The sequence below is a fragment of the Allosaccharopolyspora coralli genome (genome assembly GCF_009664835.1).
Lineage (GTDB): Bacteria > Actinomycetota > Actinomycetes > Mycobacteriales > Pseudonocardiaceae > Allosaccharopolyspora > Allosaccharopolyspora coralli.
The window spans coordinates 2,084,365-2,104,070 of the sequence record NZ_CP045929.1 but is presented as its reverse complement, the minus strand read 5'-3'; the positions used below and the strand labels follow the sequence as shown (position 1 = coordinate 2,104,070).

The following is a 19,706-nucleotide window of genomic DNA, read 5'->3' as shown; positions in this document are numbered from 1 at the left end:
ACATGACAGGCTGTACAGCCGTGACCGGACCTGTGATGCTGATCGACTCCGCCGGACTGTGGTTCCGCTCGTACTTCGCCCTGCCCGACTCTCTGACGGCGCCGGACGGGACGCCGGTGAACGCGGTGCGGGGTTTCTGCGACATGCTCGCGAAGCTCGTCACCGACCGACGTCCGAGCCGCATCGTGGCGTGCCTGGACAACGACTGGCGCCCGCAGTTCCGGGTCGACGCCCTTCCCTCGTACAAGGCGCACCGGGTCGCCGAGGAGAACCCCGAAGGCGATCCGGACGCCGAAGAGGTCCCGGACACGCTCAGCCCCCAGATTCCGATCGTGCTCGACTTACTCGACGCGCTCGGCGTCACCACGGCCGAGGCGGAGGGGTTCGAGGCCGACGACGTGATCGGCACGCTCGCCGACCGGGAGCGACGTGATCCTGTCGAGGTCGTGACCGGCGATCGCGACCTCTTCCAGCTGGTTCGCGACGAGCCGACGACGACACGCGTGCTCTACGTCGGCGCGGGCATCGCCAAGATGCAGGACTTCGGCACCGTCGAGCTCGCCGAGAAGTACGCCCTCGACGCGAGTCGCGCGGGCGCTGCCTATGCCGAGATGGCCATCCTGCGTGGCGACCCGTCGGACGGTTTGCCCGGCGTGGCCGGCATCGGGGAGAAGACAGCCGCGAAGCTCATCACGCAGTTCGGCTCACTGCCCGCACTTCGGGAAGCCGCGCGGCTCGACACGCGCCACATCGCACCGAAAGCGCGCGCGAACCTGCTGTCCGCACAGGACTACCTGGCCGTGGCGCCGTCGGTGGTCGAAGTCGTCCGCGACGCGCCCGTCGTCCTCGACCGCGACGGCGACAGCGTTCCCCACTCCCCTGACCTGGACCGGGTGCACCGGCTCCAGGACGAGTGGGGGCTCGGGGGCACCATCGACCGTCTGGTGACCGCGTTGACGACCGTCACGGTCACGAGAGGGTGCGCGGAGTGATCTGCGTTGGTGGTTTCGTGGCCGGTCTGCGCCAGTTCTCCCCGCCGCTGGCGTCAGCCGGTCGGGCGCGCGGTGCCGGTGGTGTCGCCGAGCTTGCGGACGAGTTCGGCACGGTCGGCGAGGAACCACACCTGCCGTCCCCGGTTGCACTCCCGGACGTAGGCCGCGAACGCCTCACTCGCCTCAAGGTGCGCGGAGACGTCGCCGAGAACAGCCACCCGCAGGCCGTACTGCACGAACTTCTGCGTGAGCGCCCCGGCGACCCCGCTCTCCAGCCGGAAGAAATCGCCCGTCAATCGCGCGGCCGGGATCGCGAGCAGGTCGGGATTGTCCAGGTACACCTCGCCGAGCACGTCGGTCGCGTCGCGTTCGGTCGCCAGCGCCTCGCCTTCGGGCGAGCAGTGGTAAACGGCCACACCGTGAAGCGTCTCAAGCATCCTGCTTCTCCTGTCCCGTGCTGTCGATCATCGCACTGATCAGACCGAGCACCTCCCTGGTCGTGTCCGCTCCACCGACGATGACGATCTTGAGCCGCGAGCGGTGCTCGTCGTACACGGTCTCCAGCCGCAACGGCTCGTCCCCGTCCCGCCGATGGGCGATCGCACTGGCGAGCAATCTGCTCAACCGCCCTGCGTCGTGGGCGTCGACGCCGTCGACGTCCACGACACTGGAGACGTCGACGTGACGCCGACGGGTCGCGGAGTGCTCGGCGCTCGCGTCGCCGGTTTTCCCGAGGAACGCGTCGAGATCCGACTCCGCGATTCGATACTGCTTGCCGATGCGGACGGCCTTCAGTCGCCCGTCCCGCACGTAGGTGCGCACCGTCCGCACGTGCAGCCCCAGTCGGCCGGCAACATCCTCGACGGAGAGCATGTCGTCGCGCATGTGTATTACCGTATCAGTCCGTATTCTTCCGTACGAACTCCATTTACGGAATTTTAGAGCCACTCTCGTGCTCTCCCTCGGTGACCTCGATTGATCGAGTCGCGCGCGAGCACCGCGCCCGCATCGAGTGGACCCTGGAGGCGTGGTTCCTCGACGTCTGCCCGTGCCGGCAGCGATCCTCGTGATCCTGCTGGCGGTCGCAGCGTGCGCCGCCCCACCCGCCGAGGAGGAACCGGGCTGCGGTGTGGCACCGGACGGTTTCGAACACGCCCACGCGCAGGTGGGCGAAGACCGGTTGCACTACGTCGTCGGCGGAGAGGGCCCGCCGGTCGTGCTGCTGCACGGCTTCCCCGAGACATGGCAGGCATGGCGCGGTGTGATGGCCGCCTTGCGCGCCGAACACCGGGTTCTCGCCGTGGACCTACCGGCGATGGGCTGTTCGTCCAGTACCGCAGGAACTGGACAGCGGGGCATGGACAAGACCAGCCTCGCGCGCACCGTCCACGGTCTCGTCCGGCAGCTGAACCTCGGCCCGGTGGCCATGACCGGGCACGACATGGGCGGCATGGTCGCCTACGCCTATGCGCGCACCTTCCCGCAGGAGACGTCCCACCTGGCCGTCGCAGGCGCGCTCTTACCCGGGTACGGCTTGCAGACACTGATCGACCCGCCACCCGGCCAGAACGGGCTCCCGCATCTGCGCTGGTTCATGACGCGGCCCGAACAGGCACAGCGGGCGATCACCTCCGATCCGCGTGGGTTCCTCACGCGGTTCATCGCCACGCCGGAAGTGTTGTCGTCCCCGGCATTCGAGGACTACGTGCGCGTCTACTCGCAACCCGAGCGCACGGCCGCCGCGCTGCGGCTCTACCGGACGTTGCCTGCGGACGCGGCGGCGAACCGACGTGCCGCAAGGGTGCCGATGCCGGGGCTGGCCGTCGACGGTGCATCCGGAATGCCGGAGAGCGTAGCGACCAGTCTGCAGCGGGCAGGCACGTCGGTTCGGGCCGAAGCGATTCCGGACGCCGGGCACTACGCACCGGAACAAAATCCGGACGCCTTCGCCGAGGTGCTGCGCCGGTTCCTCGGTTGAGCGGCCAGACGTGACGCATTCGGAGCGCATTGTGGAACTTGGGTCAGTGGTCCTTGACCGGCCCACGGGCACCACTGCCAATTCCCCCACGCCCACTCAGAAGTGCGTGCCACACCACGGTTGGCGCGGCGTGGTGAACACGGCATCCGCATCCTCGAGGGCAGCCGGGTCGCGAACCTCGACGCGGTTGGCCGCGGCCACAGTGGACACCGACACGTCACCCAAGTACAGGGCTCCCAAGGACTCGACGTCCATCACCAGCTGCGGGCTGCGCTCGGAGCGTTCCGCCCCGTCGCTGCCGATCCGATAGACCCCGTCGTTCTGCGGCAGAATCCTGTCCCGCACCTCGATCACCACCGGTGTCGAGCCACCGAACGTCCGCGCGTGCAGCGCGGCCGGAACGTCGACGAGACGCACCCACAGATCGTCGAAGACGTCGACCGTCCGGCACTGGCGTGCGTCCTGCAACCACCACTCCAACGGCTCGTCCACCGGCCGCGCGGCTTCGATCTCGGTGGCGAGGTCGATCCCGGTCAGGAACCGCCACAGCTCGGCAGCGGCCGTCGACGTGGCCGCGACCAGGTCGTGCACCTGCAGCTTGATGTCGTCGCCCCCCAACGGCACGGCGTGGTAAAGGGCGTAACCGTCGTCGTCGCCGTGCTCGTCGGAATGCACGGCGTAGCCGTAGAGCGACCGTTGCTCGTGGCGTGAGAACCCGACCCGCCACCAGCCGTCCGAGCGCTCCATCATCCCGGGGCGGGCCGTCCCGATCCTGCGGTAGAGCTCCGGGAGCAGCTTCTCCGCGTCTGCGCGATCAACCAGCCGCACAGCACCGCCGCGCGGCATGTCGTCGCGCCACTTGACCGACGCGATCGTCAACCGGACCTGGCGTGCTCTGGTCGCGGCCCCGTACCCGAAACGGCCGTAGATCGCCGCCTCGGAGGCGTGCAACATCGCCACGACGTGACCACGGTTCTTGGCGTCGGTGAGCTGGGCGCGCATCAACGCCGTCAGAACCCCGCGTCGAGTCTTGTCCGCACGCACGCCGACGGCCGTGACGGCCCCCGCGGGCACCGCCGCGCCTCCCGGCACACGCAGCGTGGACCCGAACAACCTCGTCGTCCCGGCCAACGTCCCGTCGTGGAACCCGCCGAGCACGTCACCTTGCCGGATCGTGCCCTCACGAACCCGCCACTGCTCGTCCGTCGTCGGCGGCCGCATCAACGCGGCCATGAACACGTCTTGCGCCGCCCGGTACTCCGCCGGATCCAACGCCCTCACATCGACACCCACGCCTCGATCCTGCCCGCCGTCGGCAGAGAGGTCGACCGGATTTAAGGACGCTGGGGGTGCGTTGGTGAACTCGTGGTGTGCCGCACCGCAGCCCTCCACGCGCGCGACCACAGAAGGTGGGCCGCTACTCAAGAAATCGATCCCGCAACGAGGAGGGCGGGAGAGGTTCCGCCACCCGACCCACCAAGCAAAACCTTCTGCGAGGAATTCATATCAGCGTGGATGGCCTACTTCGTAGGTTCCGTCGCGATCCTTGACGGTGATCGTCACGGTCAGCGTGCTGCCCGCGACCGTGGCCTCACAGTCGAACGTCGCCCCCGGCTCGACACGCTGTCCGGACGGGCAGGTCACCGACTCCACGCCCGAGATCCCGTACGCGCCTTCGAAAGTCTGTCGAACGCCTTGCTGCACCGCCTGGGCGTCGAACGTCGTCCGCACGAAGAACCCAGGCGCCACGAATCCCGTCACGAGGAGCACCACGACGACGAGTGCCCCGGCGACGCACAGGATCCACGGCCAGGGCGAGCGTTTCTGCGGCGGCGGAACCGTGAAACCGGTCTCGGTGTCGTGACCGGGCCAGGGCTGGCCGACCTGCGGTGGACCGTACGACGGTCCGGGTGGCCGGTTGGCGGGTACGGGTCGGGTGAGCCCGGCGTGTCCCCAGCCTTGCTGCGCGGGTGCGCCGGGCTGCCCCGAGGGATACCCGCCCCGCTTCGGTCCACCCGGAGACTGCTGTGGCCACTGCGGGCCGTACGGGTTGCTCAACTGCTTCCTCCGGGCACCATGGTCACCGACGGCACACGATCCAACCACACCCGACGGTCACCGGTGTCCGCGTCCGGATCACACGGCCCCGGCGGCCACGACTCCCCGACGAATCGCCTGAACCGCCTTTTCCGCCGAGGCCCCCACGGGGTCGTTCTTACCGACCACGACGCGGACCTGGTCGAGCAGGTCGATCACCTGGCGGCACCACCGCACGAAGTCACCGGCCGAGAGCTCGACGCCCGCCGACTCCCCGGCCGTGAGCACCCGCTCCAGGGTCTCGCCTCGCGCCCAGCGGAACACCGGCCACGCGAAACCGGGGTCCGGTTCGCGGGTGCGTTCGAGCTTGTGCCGCCGCTCGTCGTCCTCGAGTTCACCCCACAGCGACCACGTCTTCTGCAACGCGTCGGTCACCGCTCCCGACGGAACCGCAGGCGGGGCACCCTCCTTCCGGGACTCGAACACGAGCGCCGAGACGACCGCCGCCAGCTCCGGCGCACCGAGACCCCGCCACACCTCGGCACGCAAGCACTCCGCGACCAGCAGGTCCGACTCGCTGTACAGCCGGGTCAGGCGCCTGCCGTTCTCGGTCAGCGGCTGCTGTTCGTCGCCGGAGAGGTAGTCCCGCTCCGCGAGCAGCGCTGTGATCCGGTCGAACGAACGCGCCAACGAGTGCGTCGTTGCGGAGACCTTGCGGCGCAACTGTTCCGTGTCCGAACGCAGCCGCTCGTGCCGCTCCGCCCAGCGGGCGTGCGCCTCGCGATCATCACAGCCGTGGCACGGGTGCGCCTTCATCGCACGCCGCAGTGCGGCGAGTTCGGCGTCGTCCGCGGCGTCCGAGCGCTTCCGGTCCCGCCCGTTCGGCGCGGTGATTCCCGTGTCGCGCAACGTCGAGGCGAGGTCGCGCCGGGACTTCGGCGAACGGGTGTCGACGTGCTTGGGCAGCTTCACCCGACCCAGCGCCTCGACGGGTGAGGAGAAGTCCGCCACCGACAACCGGCCCGACCAGCGGTCCTCGGTCACCACCAGCGGTCGCGGCTCCCCCATCGCCTCCACGCCCGGGTCGACGACGAGGGCCAGTCCCGCGCGCCGGCCCGAGGAGATCACGATGACGTCGCCCTTGCGCAGCCTCTCCAGCGACTTCGCGGCCTCCGCTCGCCGCGAGGCACGATTCTGTCGCGAGAGCTGTTTCTCGCGCTCGGAGATGCGTCGGCGCAGGTCGAAATACTCGGCGAAATCGCCGAGGTGACACTGCATCGACTCGGCATAGCCCTCCAGCGCTTCGGTGTTGCGGTCGACCCGGCGCGAGACCCCCACCACCGAACGGTCGGCCTGGAACTGGGCGAAGGACTGTTCCAGCAGTTCCCGCGCCTCCGTCGTGCCGACGCGCTGAACCAGGTTCACCGCCATGTTGTAACCCGGCCGGAACGACGACCGCAGTGGGTACGTCCGGGTCGAGGCGAGACCGGCGACCTGTTTCGGATCCACTCCCGGCTGCCAGAGCACGACGGCGTGGCCCTCGACGTCGATGCCGCGCCTGCCTGCGCGGCCGGTCAGCTGGGTGTATTCGCCCGGCGTGAGGTCCACGTGCGCCTCGCCGTTGAACTTCACCAGCCGTTCGAGAACCACGGTGCGCGCGGGCATGTTGATACCCAGCGCCAGCGTCTCGGTCGCGAACACGGCCTTGACCAGGCCACGGACGAACAGTTCCTCGACGGTTTCCTTGAACGCGGGCAGCAGACCCGCGTGGTGCGCGGCGACACCGCGCTCCAACGCCTCGCGCCACTCCCAGAACCCGAGCACTTCGAGGTCCGACTCGGGCAGCGAACGGGTGCGCTCGTCGATGACGTCGCGGATCTCGTCGAGTTCATCGTCGGTGGTCAGCCGCAGCCCCGCCCGCACACACTGCTTCACGGCGGCGTCGCATCCGGCGCGGCTGAAGATGAACGCGATCGCGGGAAGCAGGCCCGCCGCGTCCAGCTGGTGGAGTACGTCCACGCGCGACGGGGGGACGAACTTCGGCCCCCGCGGTCCGCGATCGCGGCTCCCCGGCGGCCCGTTCCTGCGACGCCCCGGCGGCCCACCACGGCGACCGCCCGGCACATGCCTGCGCTGCAGCTCCTGGGTGTGCCGGAGCAGATGCGGGTCGATCCGCAGCTCGCGGTCTTTCGTCTCCCCGCCGAAGAGGTCGAACATTCGCGTACCGACGAGCATGTGCTGCCACAACGGCACCGGACGGTGCTCGTCGACGACCACGGTGGTGTCGCCACGCACCGCGACGAGCCATTCGCCGAACTCCTCGGCGTTGCTCACCGTCGCCGACAGGCTCGCCACCTGGACGTACTCCGGCAGGTGCAGGATCACTTCCTCCCACACCGCGCCGCGGAAACGGTCGGCGAGATAGTGGACCTCGTCCATGACGACGTAGCCGAGTTGGTCGATCGTCGACGACCCCGCGTAGAGCATATTGCGCAGCACCTCGGTGGTCATCACTACCACCTGCGCGTCCCCGTTGATCGAGGTGTCCCCGGTGAGCAGGCCGACCGCGTCCGAACCGTGCCGCTCGCACAGGTCGGCGTACTTCTGGTTGGACAGCGCCTTGATCGGCGTCGTGTAGAAACACTTGCGGCCCTCGGCCAGCGCCAGATGGACCGCGAACTCGCCGACGACCGTCTTGCCCGCACCCGTCGGCGCGCACACCAGCACGCCGTGTCCGGACTCCAGTGCCTGGCACGCGGTGCGTTGGAACGGGTCGAGGGCGAACGTCATCGTCCCGACGAACTCCGCGAGCCGGGGATGCGCGGTGCGTCGACGGTGCGCGGAGTACGACTCGGCCGGGGACGGCGCCACGCCGTCGGGGCCGGCGGACTGGTCGGGGTTGGTAGGACTGACGGCCACGACACCAGGTTTTCACATCACCCGGACAGCCGTCGCCCACGCCACGCACAGCGCGTGGTCACAGCGGGCCGAGGCACAGCCCGAACTGCTCGCCACACCCATGCCGAACTGCGATTCTCCGTCGCTGTAGGCGCGTCAGAACGCAGCGAGCGGGCCCGTCACTCGTGGCGGCAAGAGCTCTGAATCGGACGAAACCTCAGGTGACGTCGTCGGTTCCCTTCGGAGCCGAACCGTTCCCCGACGACGAGGACGTCCCGGTGGGCTGCACGTCCAACGAGGACGGGTCCGTGTCGAGATCCGAGGCCTCGTCCAGCCCGGCACCGGTCAAGCCCTGCTCACCGAGTTTCCGCGCGCGGCGACGATCCTGCGCGCGGCAGATCAGCATCGCCACGGAGAACAGCACGGCCAGCGCAGCCGCCAGCGCCAGCATCGAGATCGGGTCCTGGCCGGGCGTGGCGACCGCCGCGAAGACGAACAGGCCGAACAGGATGCCCCGCCACCAGTTCACCAGTTTCGCGTAGCTGACGACCCCGGCCCGGTTGAGCATCACCAGGATCAGCGGCAGCTCGAAACTCACCCCGAAGATGATGAGCATCAGCAGCACGAAGTTGATGTACTCGCCACCGGTCAGCGCGGTGAAGAACGCCTCACCGCCGAATCCGACCATGAACTGCAGGCCCTCGGGCACCACGAAGTAGGCGAGCACGGCGCCCGCCACGAACAGCACACTTGCGAACGCGACAAAAGTTCCGGCGAACCTGCGCTCGTTCGTGTGCAGTCCGGGCGTGATGAACGACCAGAGCTGATACAGCCACACCGGCGAGAACAGCACCGCACCGACCGCGACACCGACCTTGAGCCGGATCATGAAGACCTCGAACGGTTTGGTTTGCAGCAGCTGGCACTCACCGTCGTTCGGGCTGAAGCGCATCGATTCCGGCAGCCCGCAATACGGTCCGGTGATCACGTCACCCAGCGTCGGCGCGCCGAAGGCGGTGTTCGCGAACCACCAGAACCCGAACACCGCACCGAGCATGATCCACAGCAGCGCCACGCCGAGCCGGTAGCGCAGCTCGTAGAGGTGGTCGATCAGTGTCATCGTGCCGTCGGGATTGTGCCTGCGGCCCCACCGACGGCGATCACCACGGAACGGGTTGAAGCGGCGCAGTGGAGTTTCCACCACGGAGTCTCCGTTCCTGCTCAGTTCTGGGTGTCGTTGCGCTGCGTGTCCTCGACCGGCTTCGCGGTCTCGGCTTGGGGCGCCTCACCCGAAGGGAGCTGCTGCGGCTCGGACTGCGTGTCCTTCGTGCGCTTCGCAGCCTCTTCGTCGTCCTTCATCCCGCGGGTTTCGGCCTTGAACACCCGTGCCGACTGGCCCAGCGAACGCGCCATCTGCGGCAGCTTCGTCGCTCCGAACAGGAGCACGAGCACAGCGAGGATGAGGACGAGTTCCCAACCGCCAGGAATGCCCATCAGTCCGGTCCCTTCCGTCGTACGGCGATGACCGGACCGTGTTCCCGGTCATACGCACAAGCCATGCTACGCGGGCACCGTCGTCACTCGACAGAGCCGGGCCACTCGACAGCACCGTGACGCCGCCGTGCCAGCCCGACCTTCAGCGCCGCGCTCCGAGCCTTGAGATGCCCCATCCGGTCCTGGACGTCTTCGGTCACCGCCGCTCGCACGCGCGAGAAGCGCCGCAGGTTGCGCAGCGTGAGCACCGCGAGCACCGCCAGCAGCAGGACACCGACAACCACGAGTGCTGCGACGAGCACTCCCGGGGTCAACAGTTCAGGCACGCGATCACCGTAGCGTGTTCAGGTAGCGGACGCGTGACGTGCCCGTGACACTGCGGCTTCGGCGTGTCGGCGCACGTCGTCGGCCAGATCCTGCGGCTCGTGCACGCTCGCCCGCCCGCCCTGGCCGACCACCAGGCGCACCATCCAGGACCGGTCCGTGTATCGCATCCGGATCCGCGCCCGCCCGTCGTCGAGTTCGGCGAGCTCGTCCACGGGGTAGTACTCGGCGATCCAGCGGGCGTCGGGCTCGAGGTCGAGCACCGCGACCGGCTGGTCCGGCAACGGGGTGAACAGCCCCGCCGCGAGATCCCGCGGCTCGGCCTGTTCCGGAGCGGACGCGGGCTCGTCGAGCAGGTCGATCTCGTCGATGCGGTCGAGCCGGAACAGCCGGACGCTCTCCGCCGACCGGCACCACCCTTCGAGGTAACTGCGTCCCTCCACGAGGACGAGGCGCATCGGGTCGACCGTGCGGTCGCCGACCCGGTCCCGCGAGGCCGTGTAGTAGCGCATCCACACCGCCCGTCCTCGACTCAGCGCCTGCTGCACCGTCTCGCGCACTCCCGGCCGCACCGCCCCCTCACGCCCGGCGAGACCGACGACGACGCCGGTGGGCTGCGCCTGCCCGACCGCGTCCTCGACCTTCGCCAGCGCGCGCTGGACCGCGTCGGTGTCGGTGATGCCGGGCGTGTCCGCCAGCGCGCGCAACGCCACCAGCAGCGACGTCGCCTCCGACGCGGTGAGGCGCAGCGGGCGCCGCATCCCGGCGTCGTAGGTGACGGTGACCGCGTCGCTGTCGAAGGACAGATCGATGAGATCGCCGGGACCGTAGCCCGGGAGCCCGCACATCCACAGCAGTTCGAGATCCTTGCGCAGCTGCTGCTCGGTCACGCCGAAGTCGGCGGCCACGTCCGCGACGGGCACGCCCGGACGGCTCAGCAGGTACGGGACCAGGGCCAACAGCCGCGGCAGCCGTTCGGTGGCACTGCTCATCGCGCGGCCTCCCGATCCGGGTCGAGCACACCCAGATGCACCTCGGTGACGGCCTTACGCAGCGTGTCCGGCTCGAGTACGACCACGTCCGGGCCGTATCCGGCGATCCAGGACGCCGCCGACTCCGGGAAGGACAGGTCGAGCCGCACCACGTCGCCCGGCACGCCGTCGACGGTCGACTCCGCGATCACTTCGGACTTGCGCCGCAGCCCCTGTGCACACCCTGCGGCCACCCACAGCCGGGTCGGCGTGCTGGCGGGTGGCTCCTGTGCGTCGCCGACGACGAGGCCGAGCAGATCCACTCCGTCGGGGCGGTGCACCGCCCCGGACGGGCCGATGGGCGTGGCGTCCCCGACGATCCGCGACAACCGGAAGCACCGCGCGGCCCCCCGGTCCCGGTCGTACCCGACGACGTACCAACGGCCACGCCAGGACACGACGCCCCAGGGCTCGATCGTGCGCCGTGCACCGGAGGCGTCGCTGGGGCGCCGGTAGTCGAAGGTCGCCGCCCGGCCGGACTGTACAGCCGTCAGCAGTTGCGGGAACGACGGTTCGGTGGTGCGCACCTTGGGCTCGACCACCGGGCTCGCGCCGCCGTCGACCTCGACGCCTGCCGCACGCAGTTTCAGCAGGGCACCTCGGGCCGCCCCGGTGAACTCCGGCGAGTCCCACAGGCGCACCGCGAGTGCGACCGCCGCCGCTTCGTCCGGTTCCAGATCGATGTCGCCGAGCTCGTAGTCGCGGCGCGCGATGCGGTAGCCGTCGGCGGAATCGAACGCGGAGTTGCGTCCGGTCTCCAGCGGCACCCCGAGATCGCGCAGTTCCGACTTGTCCCGTTCGAACGTCCGGAAAAACGCCTCGTCGCTGGGTGCGTCGGCATAACCGGGGACGATTCCCCGAATCCGTTCCGCCGTGAGGTACTGGCGAGTGGACAACAGACACAACACCAGGTTCACCAGGCGTTCAGCACGTGCAGTGGCCACGACGGCACTCTAGCTCGCCGACGCGGCATGTTGTGCCCGGACGCGCGACGTTGCGCGAATCGGACTCGACACCGGCACCCGAGGACTCAGAGCGCATTGGGTCAGTGGTCGAGTACCGCCGCCCCAGTTCGCGCCTCGCCGCGTCGGGGTCCTCTTGAGCACCACGAAGTACGCGGCGAGAACCCCGCCTTGCAAGGCACGACCTCCGAACGCCGGAGCGTCTCACCCTGCTCAGGCTGAGCACGTCAGGCCGTGCCCTACGGGCACAAACGCCAGTTCCCACACGCCCCGTCACAGCGGCGGTTCGCGATCCGCCCACGGACGCGCCCGTTCGAGCTGCGCGGCGAGCCGCACGAGCAGGCCTTCGCCCGCGAGCGGGCCGACGAGCTGCACACCCAGCGGAAGACCGTCGGGAGTCCAGTACAGCGGTACCGACATCGCGGGCCGGCCGGTCAGATTCGCCAGCTGCGTGTACGGGACGTGCCGGAGGTTCTCCCGCGCGACCCGGTCGGTCACGCCGGACCGTCGCAGCAGCCCGCCCGCACGCAGGGCCAACGCGACCTGCCCCGCCCTGCGCAGCGCGGGGGGTGTCTCCAGCTCACCGATCTTCAGCGGCGGGCTCGCCAGCGACGGCGTCAGGAGCAGGTCATAACGGTCGTGGAAGGCGGCGAGCGCGCGTGTGAATCGGTGCCACCGTTCGATCGTGGCGAGGTACTCGGGACCGCTGATGCTGCGCCCCACCGCCGCCAACAGCCGGGTGTCGAGTTCGAAGCGTTCCTGGGTGGCTCCGGTGGCCGCGACCATCTCGTCGATCGAGGCGGCGAGCTTCACCGACCAGCCCTGCAGGAAGTCCTGTGCGAGCTGTGCGAGGTCCACAGGCGAAGGCACCGGCTCCACGTCGTGCCCCTGTGCTCTGAGCAGTTCGACCGCGTCGTGCATGGCCTCGACGGCGGACGGGTGCGGGGCGCCGAGGGCGGACTCGGCGGTGAATCCGATCCGCAGCCGTCCCGGTTCACGCTCGACCTCGTGGGCCAGCGGCCGTTCCGGCGGAGCGCACACGTACGGACCCGCCGGGTCGGCGCCCATGATCGCGTCGAGCGCCACCGCGGTGTCCCGTACCGAACGCGAGACGACCCCGTCGACTGCCGCGCCGTGCCAGGATTCGCCGCGCTCCGGGCCCGCAGGCGTGAGTCCCCGGCCGACCTTGAGTCCGAACAGGCCGCAGTTGGCGGCCGGGATGCGGATCGACCCACCGCCGTCGCTGGCCGCGGCGACCGGGACGATCCCGGCGGCCACCGCCGCGGCCGCTCCGCCGGACGAGCCGCCGGGAGTGCGCGTGGGGTCCCAGGGGTTGCGACTCGACCCGAAAGCGGCCGGTTCGGTGATGGGTTTGGCCCCGAACTCGGGGCTGTTCGTCCGGCCGAAGACGACGAGACCTGCCTCCAGCCATCGCTGCGTCACCACCGAAGTGGTGTGCGAACGGCGGCCTGCCCCGGACCGGGAGCCGCCGGAGGGCGGCAGTGTGGCCCACTCCTGATTCAGATCCTTGAGCAGGAACGGGACGCCGGCGAGCGGGCCGGCCAGGGACTGCTGCGCGCGATCGCGGGCGTGGTCGTGGACGGTCGCCGTGATCGCGTTGATCCTGCCGTTGACCGCCGCGGCGCGACTGATCGCGGCTTCGACCAACTCGCCCGGCGAGGCCTCGCCCTGCCGGACGAGCTCGGCGAGCGCCACGCCGTCGTGCTTGCGGTACTCCCCGTAGTGCACTGCCACTCCCTCTCGCCGTGAAGAGGCCGTCGGCCTCGGCTCCCTGCTGATCTCATCGGTTCGCCGCTGCCGACGCAATTCCGAAACGGTGACGCATTGTTTCACTCGTCACTGACGTTATCGTGTTTACCGTTGCGGCCCTGTCGCTCGGACGGTCGCTGCGACAGTGGCGAGATGACCAAGACGATGTTGATCACCGGCGCCTCGCACGGCATCGGTGCGGCCACCGCACGCGCCGCCGCCGCTGCCGGATGGCGACCGGTACTGCTCGCCCGCTCAGCCGAGCCGCTGTCGGCGCTCGCCGCCGAACTCGGCCCGGACACGCTCACGGTGCCCTGCGACGTCACCGACTGGGAGCAGCTCACCGCCGCGCTCGAACGCGCGGAGACCGAACTCGGCGGGATCGACGCCGTGTTCGCCAACGCAGGCGTCGTCACCCACACCTCGTTCCTCGGCGACGACGAAGCGCCGCCGGAACAGTGGCGCGACATGGTCCTCACCAACGTCTACGGCGCGGCCATCACCGCCCGCGCGGCCCTACCCGCGCTCGTCCGCACTCGCGGGCACCTGCTGTTCACCGGGTCGGTCGCCGGACGGGGGATCCGCGTCGGCAACCTCTACTCGGCGACCAAGCACGCCGTCACCGCGCTCGCCCAGAACATCCGGGCGGAGTGCGTCGACACCGGCGTCCGCGTGAGCATCGTCCAACCCGGGCTGGTGGACACCGACATGATCACCGACGAGCAACGCTCCCGGCCTCAGCTGGAGGCGTCCGACGTCGCCGAAGCCGTCCTGTACGCGGTGTCGCAACCCGCGCGGGTCGACGTCAACGAGATCGTCGTCCGCCCCACCGGGCAACACCCGCTGCGCTGAGCGGAGTGGGCAGGCGGGTCGAGGGCTGCGCGAGGTGCGGTTCCGCCACGGAACCACCCACGCACATCAACCACGCACGCTCTCACACCCGATCACAGCGAGTTGATCAGCCGCTCCACCCGCTCGTCGACAGCCCGAAACGGGTCCTTGCACAGCACTGTGCGCTGCGCCTGGTCGTTGAGCTTGAGATGAACCCAGTCGACCGTGAAGTCCCGGTTGGCTCCCTGCGCGGCGGCGATGAAGTCCCCCCGCAGCTTGGCCCTGGTGCTCTGCGGCGGCGTGTCCTTGGCGGCCTCGATCTCGCCGTCCTCGCACGCCCGATCCACCAGGTCCTTGCGTTGCAACATGTCGAAGAGGCCCCGTCCCCGACGGATGTCGTGATAGGCGAGATCGAGCTGGGCGACCCGAGGATTCGACAGGTCGAAGCCGTGCTTGGACTGGTAGCGCTCCAACAGTCGCTTCTTGATCGCCCAGTCCACCTCGCGGTCCACCAGCGAGTGGTCACCGGTCTCCACCGCGTCCAGGGCACGGCCCCACAGGTCCAGCAGCCGGTCGGTCATCGGATCCGACCCCCGCTTGGCGACGTGGTCGACCGCGCGGCTGTAGTACTCACGCTGGATGTCCAGAGCCGACGCCTCACGCCCACCGGCGAGTCGCACTGTACGCCTGCCGGTGATGTCGTGGCTGATCTCGCGGATCGCCCGGATCGGATTGTCCAGCGTGAAGTCCCGGAACTGCACGCCCTGCTCGACCATCTCCAGCACCAGGTTCGCCGTGCCCACCTTGAGCAGCGTCGTCACCTCGGACATGTTCGAGTCGCCGACGATGACGTGCAGCCTGCGGTAGCGCTCGGCGTCCGCGTGCGGTTCGTCGCGGGTGTTGATGATCGGCCGGGAGCGCGTCGTCGCGCTCGAGACACCCTCCCAGATGTGCTCGGCGCGCTGCGACAGGCAGTACACGGCACCGCGCGGGGTCTGCAGCACCTTGCCCGCCCCGCAGATCAGCTGGCGGGTCACCAGGAACGGCAGCAGCACGTCCGCGATGCGGGAGAACTCGCCCGACCGGCCCACCAGGTAGTTCTCGTGGCAGCCGTAGGAGTTGCCCGCCGAGTCCGTGTTGTTCTTGAACAGGAAGATGTCCCCGCCGATGCCCTCGTCCGAGAGACGACGCTCGGCGTCGATGAGCAGGTCCTCGAGGATCCGCTCGCCTGCCTTGTCGTGGGTCACCAATTGGGTCAGGTCGTCACATTCGGCCGTCGCGTACTCGGGGTGCGAGCCCACGTCGAGGTAGAGACGGGCTCCGTTGCGCAGGAAGACGTTCGAGGAACGCCCCCACGACACGACCCGTCGGAACAGGTACCGGGCGACCTCGTCCGGGGACAGTCGACGCTGCCCGTGGAAGGTGCACGTGACCCCGAACTCGGTCTCAATGCCGAAGATCCTCCGCTGCATCCCTCCACAGTAAGCGCCATCGGCGGGATCGCGCGGTACGCCGAAGGTTTACCGGTACCGTGCCGCAGGTGTTGGAGTGGTTGCGAACGGCCGCGAAGCAGGTCGACGAGGCCGACAGGGACCTGGCCAGGTGCAGCGCCCAGCTGCCTGCCAGCGCCGCCGATCCGGCTCTGAAAGGCGCGAGTACCGCGGCCAACCGCAGCGCGCTGTGGCTGGCGGCCGCCGCTGTCCTGGCGAGCAGGAAAGGTCCCACCCGGCGTGGCGCGTGCCGTGGGCTCGCTGCCATCGCGGGCGCCAGTGCGACGACGAACCTGCTGGCGAAGTCACTGTTCCCACGTCGACGACCCGCCGCCGAACTGGTGCCCGAGCACCGCAGGCTTTCCGCGCATCCGAGATCCTCGTCGTTCCCGTCCGGACACGCAGCGTCAGCGGCCGCGTTCGCGGCGGCCACCGCCATGGAGTCACCGGCCGCGGGGCTCGCGGTCGCGCCACTGGCCGCAGGCGTCGCCTACTCGCGCGTGCACACCGGCGTGCACTGGCCCAGCGACGTCGTCTGCGGCGCGGCCATCGGAGCGGGCATGGCCTATGCGACCACCCGCTGGTGGCCCCTGCCCCAGGAGGAGCCCGCAGCGGCACCGGTGTCGACGTCCACGCAGTCGCTCGTGCGCGGCGAGGGCATGGTCGTGCTGGTGAACCCGGAATCGGGTAACGCGGATCCGGACGTCCCCGCGTGGGTACGGCGCCACTGGCCGGCGGCGGAAGTGGTCGTGCCGGAACCCGGCTTCGACCTCGTCCCGCAGCTGGAATCCGCCGTCGACCGCCACCCGCGGCCGGTCACCGCACTCGGGGTCGCAGGCGGTGACGGCAGCGTCGCCGCGATCGCTTCGCTGGCCACCCGGCGCGGTCTGCCGCTGGCCGTGCTCGCGTCCGGGACCCTCAACCACTTCGCCAAGGACGTGGGCGTCGACAATCCGGCGACCACTGTCGAAGGAGCCCGTCGCGGCACCGTCGTCGCGGTCGACCTCAGCGGGGTCACCGTCGACGGCGACCCCGCCCGGTGTTTCCTCAACACGGCGAGCCTGGGGGGCTACCCGGACATGGTGCGGTTCCGCGAGAAGTGGCAGAAACGGTGGGGCAAGTGGCCGGCGGCCGCCGCCGCGCTCGCCCGTGTGCTCTACGCATCGCGGCCGCTGGAGATCGACCTCGACGGCGAGCGCGTCAAGGTGTGGTTGCTGTTCGTCGGTAACGGCTCGTACCGGCCGAAGGGTTTCGCGCCCACCCGGCGGCCACGACTGGACAACGGCCTGCTCGACGTGCGCTACGCGAGGGCCGACGTGTCGTTCTCACGCGTCCGGTTCGTGCTCGCCGCCGCCACCGGGGCGCTGCACCGCAGTCGTACGTACGTGCAGGCCGACCGGCCGAGGTTGGACGTGCACGTGCACGGGGCTCCCGTCGCGATCGCCACGGACGGAGAAATCCGCCCTGGCGGCAACCGCTTCACCTTCGCTGCCCACGACAAGGCACTACACCTCTACCGTCCTGCCGGCTCGACGGCCGCCGAACTCTCCCGGCGCGCGGGGTGACCCGTCGGTCTACGACCCCGGGTCGGCGCCGTCCCCTTCCGCAGGTGACTCGGCCTCGGCCGAGTCGGCATCGGCGGCCGAGGCCGGAAGCAGCGCGCGCAACGCCGCACCGGTGATGCGGCGGAACGTCCGGTGCGGACGCACCCGATCGAGCACCGCGACTTCCAGCTGCCCCACTTCGATCTCACGGTTGTTCTCGCCACCGGCCTGCAACGCGTTCGTCGCGACCCGGACGGCGTCCTCGAGCGACATACCGTCCGAATAGGACTCCTTGAGGTTGCCGGTGATGACCTCGGCCTGGCCGCCCATCACGACGAACTGCGGTTCGTCCACGATGGACCCGTCGTAGGTCAGCCGGTACAGCTGGTCCGACTCCGAACTGGACCCGACCTCGGCCACGCAGATCTCGACCTCGAACGGTTTGACCTGCTCGGTGAAGATCGCGCCGAGCGTTTGCGCGTAGGCGTTGGCCAGCGCTCGGCCCGTCACGTCGCGCCGGTCGTAGGAGTAACCGCGCACGTCGGCCATCCGGATGCCGGCCATCCGGAGGTTCTCGAACTCGCTGTAGCGCCCTACCGCGGCGAATCCGATGCGGTCGTAGATCTCCGAGACCTTGTGCAGCGTCGTCGACGGGTTCTCCGCCACGAACAGCACACCGCCCGCGTGTTTGAGCACCACCACGCTGCGTCCCCGAGCGATGCCCTTGCGGGCCAGCTCGGAGCGCTCCCGCATCAACTGCTCGGGCGAGGTGTAGAACGGCATCGTCACGGCTGTGCACTCCTGGCTCGAATCGGGTCGCCCTCGGGCGGCGGCACTGGTGGCTTGGCGTGTGCTGCGGTCCGGCGGCTCAGCCGCCCGGATTCTCCTGGCGGCCGTCGACGACCTCGCGGGCGACCTCCGACGTCTGCTCCTCGGTCAACCGCACCGCCCCTTCGGAGCCGGTGATCGTGATCACCGAGGGGTAGATCCGCCGCGACATGTCCGGACCGCCGGTGGCCGTGTCGTCGTCGGCGGCGTCGTAGAGCGCCTCGACGGCGTTGCGGACCGCCGAGTCCACGTCAGCGTCCGCGTCGTGACGCTTCTTCAGCGCGGACTTGGCGAACAGCGAGCCGGAGCCGACCGCATCGTAGCCGCCGACCTCGTTGTAGCGCCCACCGGTGATGTCGTAGGAGACGATGCGGCCCGCCCGTTCCGGGTTGTCGGCGTCGACGTCGAAACCCGCGAACAACGGCAGCACCGCGAGACCCGCGATCGCACCCTGGAGGTTGCCGCGCAGCATCGTGGCGAGCTTGTTCGTCTTGCCGTCCAGGGACAGCGGCACGCCCTCGAGTTTCTCGTAGTGCTCCAACTCGATGGCGTACAGCCGCACCATTTCGAGGGCGATACCGGCGGTGCCCGCGATCCCGACGGCGGAGTAGTCGTCGGTGACGTAGAGCTTTTCCATGTCCCGCTGCGCGATGAGGTTGCCCATGGTCGCCCTGCGGTCGCCTGCCAGCAGCACGCCACCCCGGAACGTCAGCGCGACGATCGTGGTGCCGTGCGGGGCTTCGAGCCCCTCCGGGACGCCACGGTGCCCGGGCATCAGTTCGGGAGCCGCGCTGCGGAGGAAGTCGGTGAACGACGACGATCCCGGGGTGAGGTAAGCGGGGGGCAGGGCCTGACCGGGGAAGCCGGCCGTGCTGGAGTCCATCGGCGACATCGTCTCCTGCTCGAAGTGACGGGGACTGGACGGGACGGCACCGACCCGGCAGGGCCCGGGCCGACACGGGGATAGACCCGGACCGTCCGGATTTCGGGGACCGTGCGACCCCGGCGCGCCACGACAGGTGCCGTCTCGCGCGGGGCCGGATGATCACCGTGCCCGGGGCACGTTAACGGATCACCGTGCCGGAGGCACGTCGACGAGGCACCGTGCCGCAGGCGCGTCGACGACGAACCCCGCCGTGGGCACGGCACGACTCACTGGCCACCCTTCTGTACGTAGGCGCGCACGAAATCCTCGGCGTTCTCCTCCAGGACGTCGTCGATCTCGTCCAGGATGGCGTCGACGTCCTCGCCGAGATTCTCGCGACGTTCCTGACCGCCGGTCTCGACGGCAGTGTCTTCGTCGCCGTCGTCGCCGCCACCTTGCCGCTGCACCTTGTCCTGGGACATCTCGCCTCCCGGTGGTTGCCCTCGCGGAGAGCCGGTCCGGCGGCCCCGGGATTCCCCGTGACCTTCCGGTCTCCTGCTGTGAACACTACCTAGCGCGCAGGCCCTTCGCCCACAGCCGAGCGGGCGTCACGCGGATCTTGACCAGGCCGTTGTGGACACGCTCCGCAACCGACGATCGTG

General features: G+C 69.6%; 19 protein-coding genes. 4 read left to right on the top strand and 15 right to left on the bottom strand.

All coding sequences use genetic code 11. The features are described from left to right. Nucleotides 1-35: 35 nt before the first annotated feature. Entirely contained in the window at nucleotides 36-992 is a 957-nt protein-coding gene (locus tag GIY23_RS10000) for a 5'-3' exonuclease (protein ID WP_154078753.1), read from the top strand. 53 nt (nucleotides 993-1,045) lie between these two features. Here GIY23_RS10000 and GIY23_RS09995 read toward each other — a convergent pair whose 3' ends face one another. Both GIY23_RS09995 and GIY23_RS09990 read right to left on the bottom strand, forming a co-directional pair. After that, nucleotides 1,046-1,429, bottom strand: a complete 384-nt coding sequence (locus GIY23_RS09995) for a DUF4180 domain-containing protein (protein WP_154076399.1) — start codon at nucleotides 1,427-1,429, stop codon at nucleotides 1,046-1,048. Then, a complete protein-coding gene (locus tag GIY23_RS09990) occupies nucleotides 1,422-1,877 on the bottom strand; it encodes a helix-turn-helix domain-containing protein (RefSeq protein ID WP_154076398.1) in 456 nt (151 codons plus the stop codon). The genes GIY23_RS09995 and GIY23_RS09990 overlap by 8 nt, the downstream gene beginning before the upstream one ends. A gap of 142 nt (nucleotides 1,878-2,019) precedes the next feature. On the opposite strand from GIY23_RS09990, the gene GIY23_RS09985 reads away from it, so the two are divergent. Continuing rightward, nucleotides 2,020-2,970, top strand: coding sequence for an alpha/beta fold hydrolase (locus tag GIY23_RS09985; RefSeq protein ID WP_187352084.1), 951 nt, complete (start codon nucleotides 2,020-2,022; stop codon nucleotides 2,968-2,970). Nucleotides 2,971-3,066: 96 nt separating this feature from the next. On the opposite strand, the gene GIY23_RS09980 is transcribed toward GIY23_RS09985, so the two are convergent. The 9 genes from GIY23_RS09980 to GIY23_RS09940 all read right to left on the bottom strand — a co-directional run bounded on the left by GIY23_RS09980 (nucleotide 3,067) and on the right by GIY23_RS09940 (nucleotide 13,465). Beyond that, a complete protein-coding gene (locus GIY23_RS09980; RefSeq protein WP_154076396.1) occupies nucleotides 3,067-4,263 on the bottom strand; it encodes a GNAT family N-acetyltransferase in 1,197 nt (398 codons plus the stop codon). A 213-nt stretch (nucleotides 4,264-4,476) separates the two neighbouring features. Then, entirely contained in the window at nucleotides 4,477-5,028 is a 552-nt protein-coding gene (locus tag GIY23_RS09975) for a DUF4333 domain-containing protein (protein ID WP_187352083.1), read from the bottom strand. Nucleotides 5,029-5,106: 78 nt separating this feature from the next. Further along, nucleotides 5,107-7,926: a DEAD/DEAH box helicase gene (locus GIY23_RS09970; RefSeq protein ID WP_228717643.1), complete on the bottom strand. Its 2,820-nt coding sequence runs from the start codon at nucleotides 7,924-7,926 to the stop codon at nucleotides 5,107-5,109. Nucleotides 7,927-8,122: 196 nt separating this feature from the next. After that, the gene (tatC, locus tag GIY23_RS09965) at nucleotides 8,123-9,106 is read right to left on the bottom strand and encodes a twin-arginine translocase subunit TatC (RefSeq protein ID WP_154078751.1); all 984 of its coding nucleotides are present in this window, start codon (nucleotides 9,104-9,106) and stop codon (nucleotides 8,123-8,125) included. Between the two features lie 20 nt (nucleotides 9,107-9,126). Then, entirely contained in the window at nucleotides 9,127-9,399 is a 273-nt protein-coding gene (tatA, locus tag GIY23_RS09960) for a Sec-independent protein translocase subunit TatA (protein ID WP_154076394.1), read from the bottom strand. An 83-nt stretch (nucleotides 9,400-9,482) separates the two neighbouring features. Beyond that, a complete protein-coding gene (locus tag GIY23_RS09955) occupies nucleotides 9,483-9,725 on the bottom strand; it encodes a bacteriophage holin (RefSeq protein ID WP_228717642.1) in 243 nt (80 codons plus the stop codon). A gap of 18 nt (nucleotides 9,726-9,743) precedes the next feature. Continuing rightward, entirely contained in the window at nucleotides 9,744-10,715 is a 972-nt protein-coding gene (locus tag GIY23_RS09950; protein ID WP_154076393.1) for a helix-turn-helix transcriptional regulator, read from the bottom strand. Next, nucleotides 10,712-11,698, bottom strand: coding sequence for a helix-turn-helix transcriptional regulator (locus GIY23_RS09945; protein WP_154076392.1), 987 nt, complete (start codon nucleotides 11,696-11,698; stop codon nucleotides 10,712-10,714). The genes GIY23_RS09950 and GIY23_RS09945 overlap by 4 nt, the downstream gene beginning before the upstream one ends. A gap of 291 nt (nucleotides 11,699-11,989) precedes the next feature. Beyond that, nucleotides 11,990-13,465 carry an amidase gene (locus GIY23_RS09940; protein ID WP_154078749.1) on the bottom strand — a complete coding sequence of 492 codons (1,476 nt, stop codon included), beginning with the start codon at nucleotides 13,463-13,465 and terminating at the stop codon, nucleotides 11,990-11,992. A gap of 174 nt (nucleotides 13,466-13,639) precedes the next feature. On the opposite strand from GIY23_RS09940, the gene GIY23_RS09935 reads away from it, so the two are divergent. Next, the gene (locus GIY23_RS09935) at nucleotides 13,640-14,338 is read left to right on the top strand and encodes an SDR family oxidoreductase (RefSeq protein ID WP_154076391.1); all 699 of its coding nucleotides are present in this window, start codon (nucleotides 13,640-13,642) and stop codon (nucleotides 14,336-14,338) included. A 92-nt stretch (nucleotides 14,339-14,430) separates the two neighbouring features. Here GIY23_RS09935 and pafA read toward each other — a convergent pair whose 3' ends face one another. Further along, nucleotides 14,431-15,789, bottom strand: a complete 1,359-nt coding sequence (gene pafA / locus GIY23_RS09930) for a Pup--protein ligase (RefSeq protein WP_154076390.1) — start codon at nucleotides 15,787-15,789, stop codon at nucleotides 14,431-14,433. A gap of 68 nt (nucleotides 15,790-15,857) precedes the next feature. Here pafA and GIY23_RS09925 point away from each other — a divergent pair, with 68 nt between their 5' ends. After that, nucleotides 15,858-17,372: a bifunctional phosphatase PAP2/diacylglycerol kinase family protein gene (locus GIY23_RS09925; protein ID WP_228717641.1), complete on the top strand. Its 1,515-nt coding sequence runs from the start codon at nucleotides 15,858-15,860 to the stop codon at nucleotides 17,370-17,372. A gap of 9 nt (nucleotides 17,373-17,381) precedes the next feature. Here the strand turns inward: GIY23_RS09925 and prcA are convergent, their stop codons facing one another. The 3 genes from prcA to GIY23_RS09910 form a co-directional block, all read right to left on the bottom strand. Then, nucleotides 17,382-18,140: a proteasome subunit alpha gene (gene prcA / locus GIY23_RS09920; protein ID WP_154076388.1), complete on the bottom strand. Its 759-nt coding sequence runs from the start codon at nucleotides 18,138-18,140 to the stop codon at nucleotides 17,382-17,384. Nucleotides 18,141-18,219: 79 nt separating this feature from the next. Continuing rightward, nucleotides 18,220-19,062: a proteasome subunit beta gene (gene prcB / locus GIY23_RS09915; protein ID WP_154076387.1), complete on the bottom strand. Its 843-nt coding sequence runs from the start codon at nucleotides 19,060-19,062 to the stop codon at nucleotides 18,220-18,222. A gap of 269 nt (nucleotides 19,063-19,331) precedes the next feature. Beyond that, complete coding sequence (locus GIY23_RS09910; protein ID WP_154076386.1) at nucleotides 19,332-19,526, bottom strand: ubiquitin-like protein Pup; 195 nt, start codon at nucleotides 19,524-19,526, stop codon at nucleotides 19,332-19,334. Between the last annotated feature and the right edge of the window lie 180 nt (nucleotides 19,527-19,706).

Excerpts from the sequence above, each read along its gene's own strand:
- prcB (WP_154076387.1), bottom strand. The coding sequence starts at position 19,062 with ATGGACTCCAGCACGGCCGGCTTCCCCGGTCAGGCCCTGCCCCCCGCT.
- tatA (WP_154076394.1), bottom strand. The coding sequence starts at position 9,399 with ATGGGCATTCCTGGCGGTTGGGAACTCGTCCTCATCCTCGCTGTGCTC.
- GIY23_RS09910 (WP_154076386.1), bottom strand. The coding sequence starts at position 19,526 with ATGTCCCAGGACAAGGTGCAGCGGCAAGGTGGCGGCGACGACGGCGAC.
- pafA (WP_154076390.1), bottom strand. The coding sequence starts at position 15,789 with ATGCAGCGGAGGATCTTCGGCATTGAGACCGAGTTCGGGGTCACGTGC.
- GIY23_RS09990 (WP_154076398.1), bottom strand. The coding sequence starts at position 1,877 with ATGCGCGACGACATGCTCTCCGTCGAGGATGTTGCCGGCCGACTGGGG.
- GIY23_RS09995 (WP_154076399.1), bottom strand. The coding sequence starts at position 1,429 with ATGCTTGAGACGCTTCACGGTGTGGCCGTTTACCACTGCTCGCCCGAA.
- GIY23_RS10000 (WP_154078753.1), top strand. The coding sequence starts at position 36 with ATGCTGATCGACTCCGCCGGACTGTGGTTCCGCTCGTACTTCGCCCTG.
- GIY23_RS09950 (WP_154076393.1), bottom strand. The coding sequence starts at position 10,715 with ATGAGCAGTGCCACCGAACGGCTGCCGCGGCTGTTGGCCCTGGTCCCG.
- GIY23_RS09935 (WP_154076391.1), top strand. The coding sequence starts at position 13,640 with ATGACCAAGACGATGTTGATCACCGGCGCCTCGCACGGCATCGGTGCG.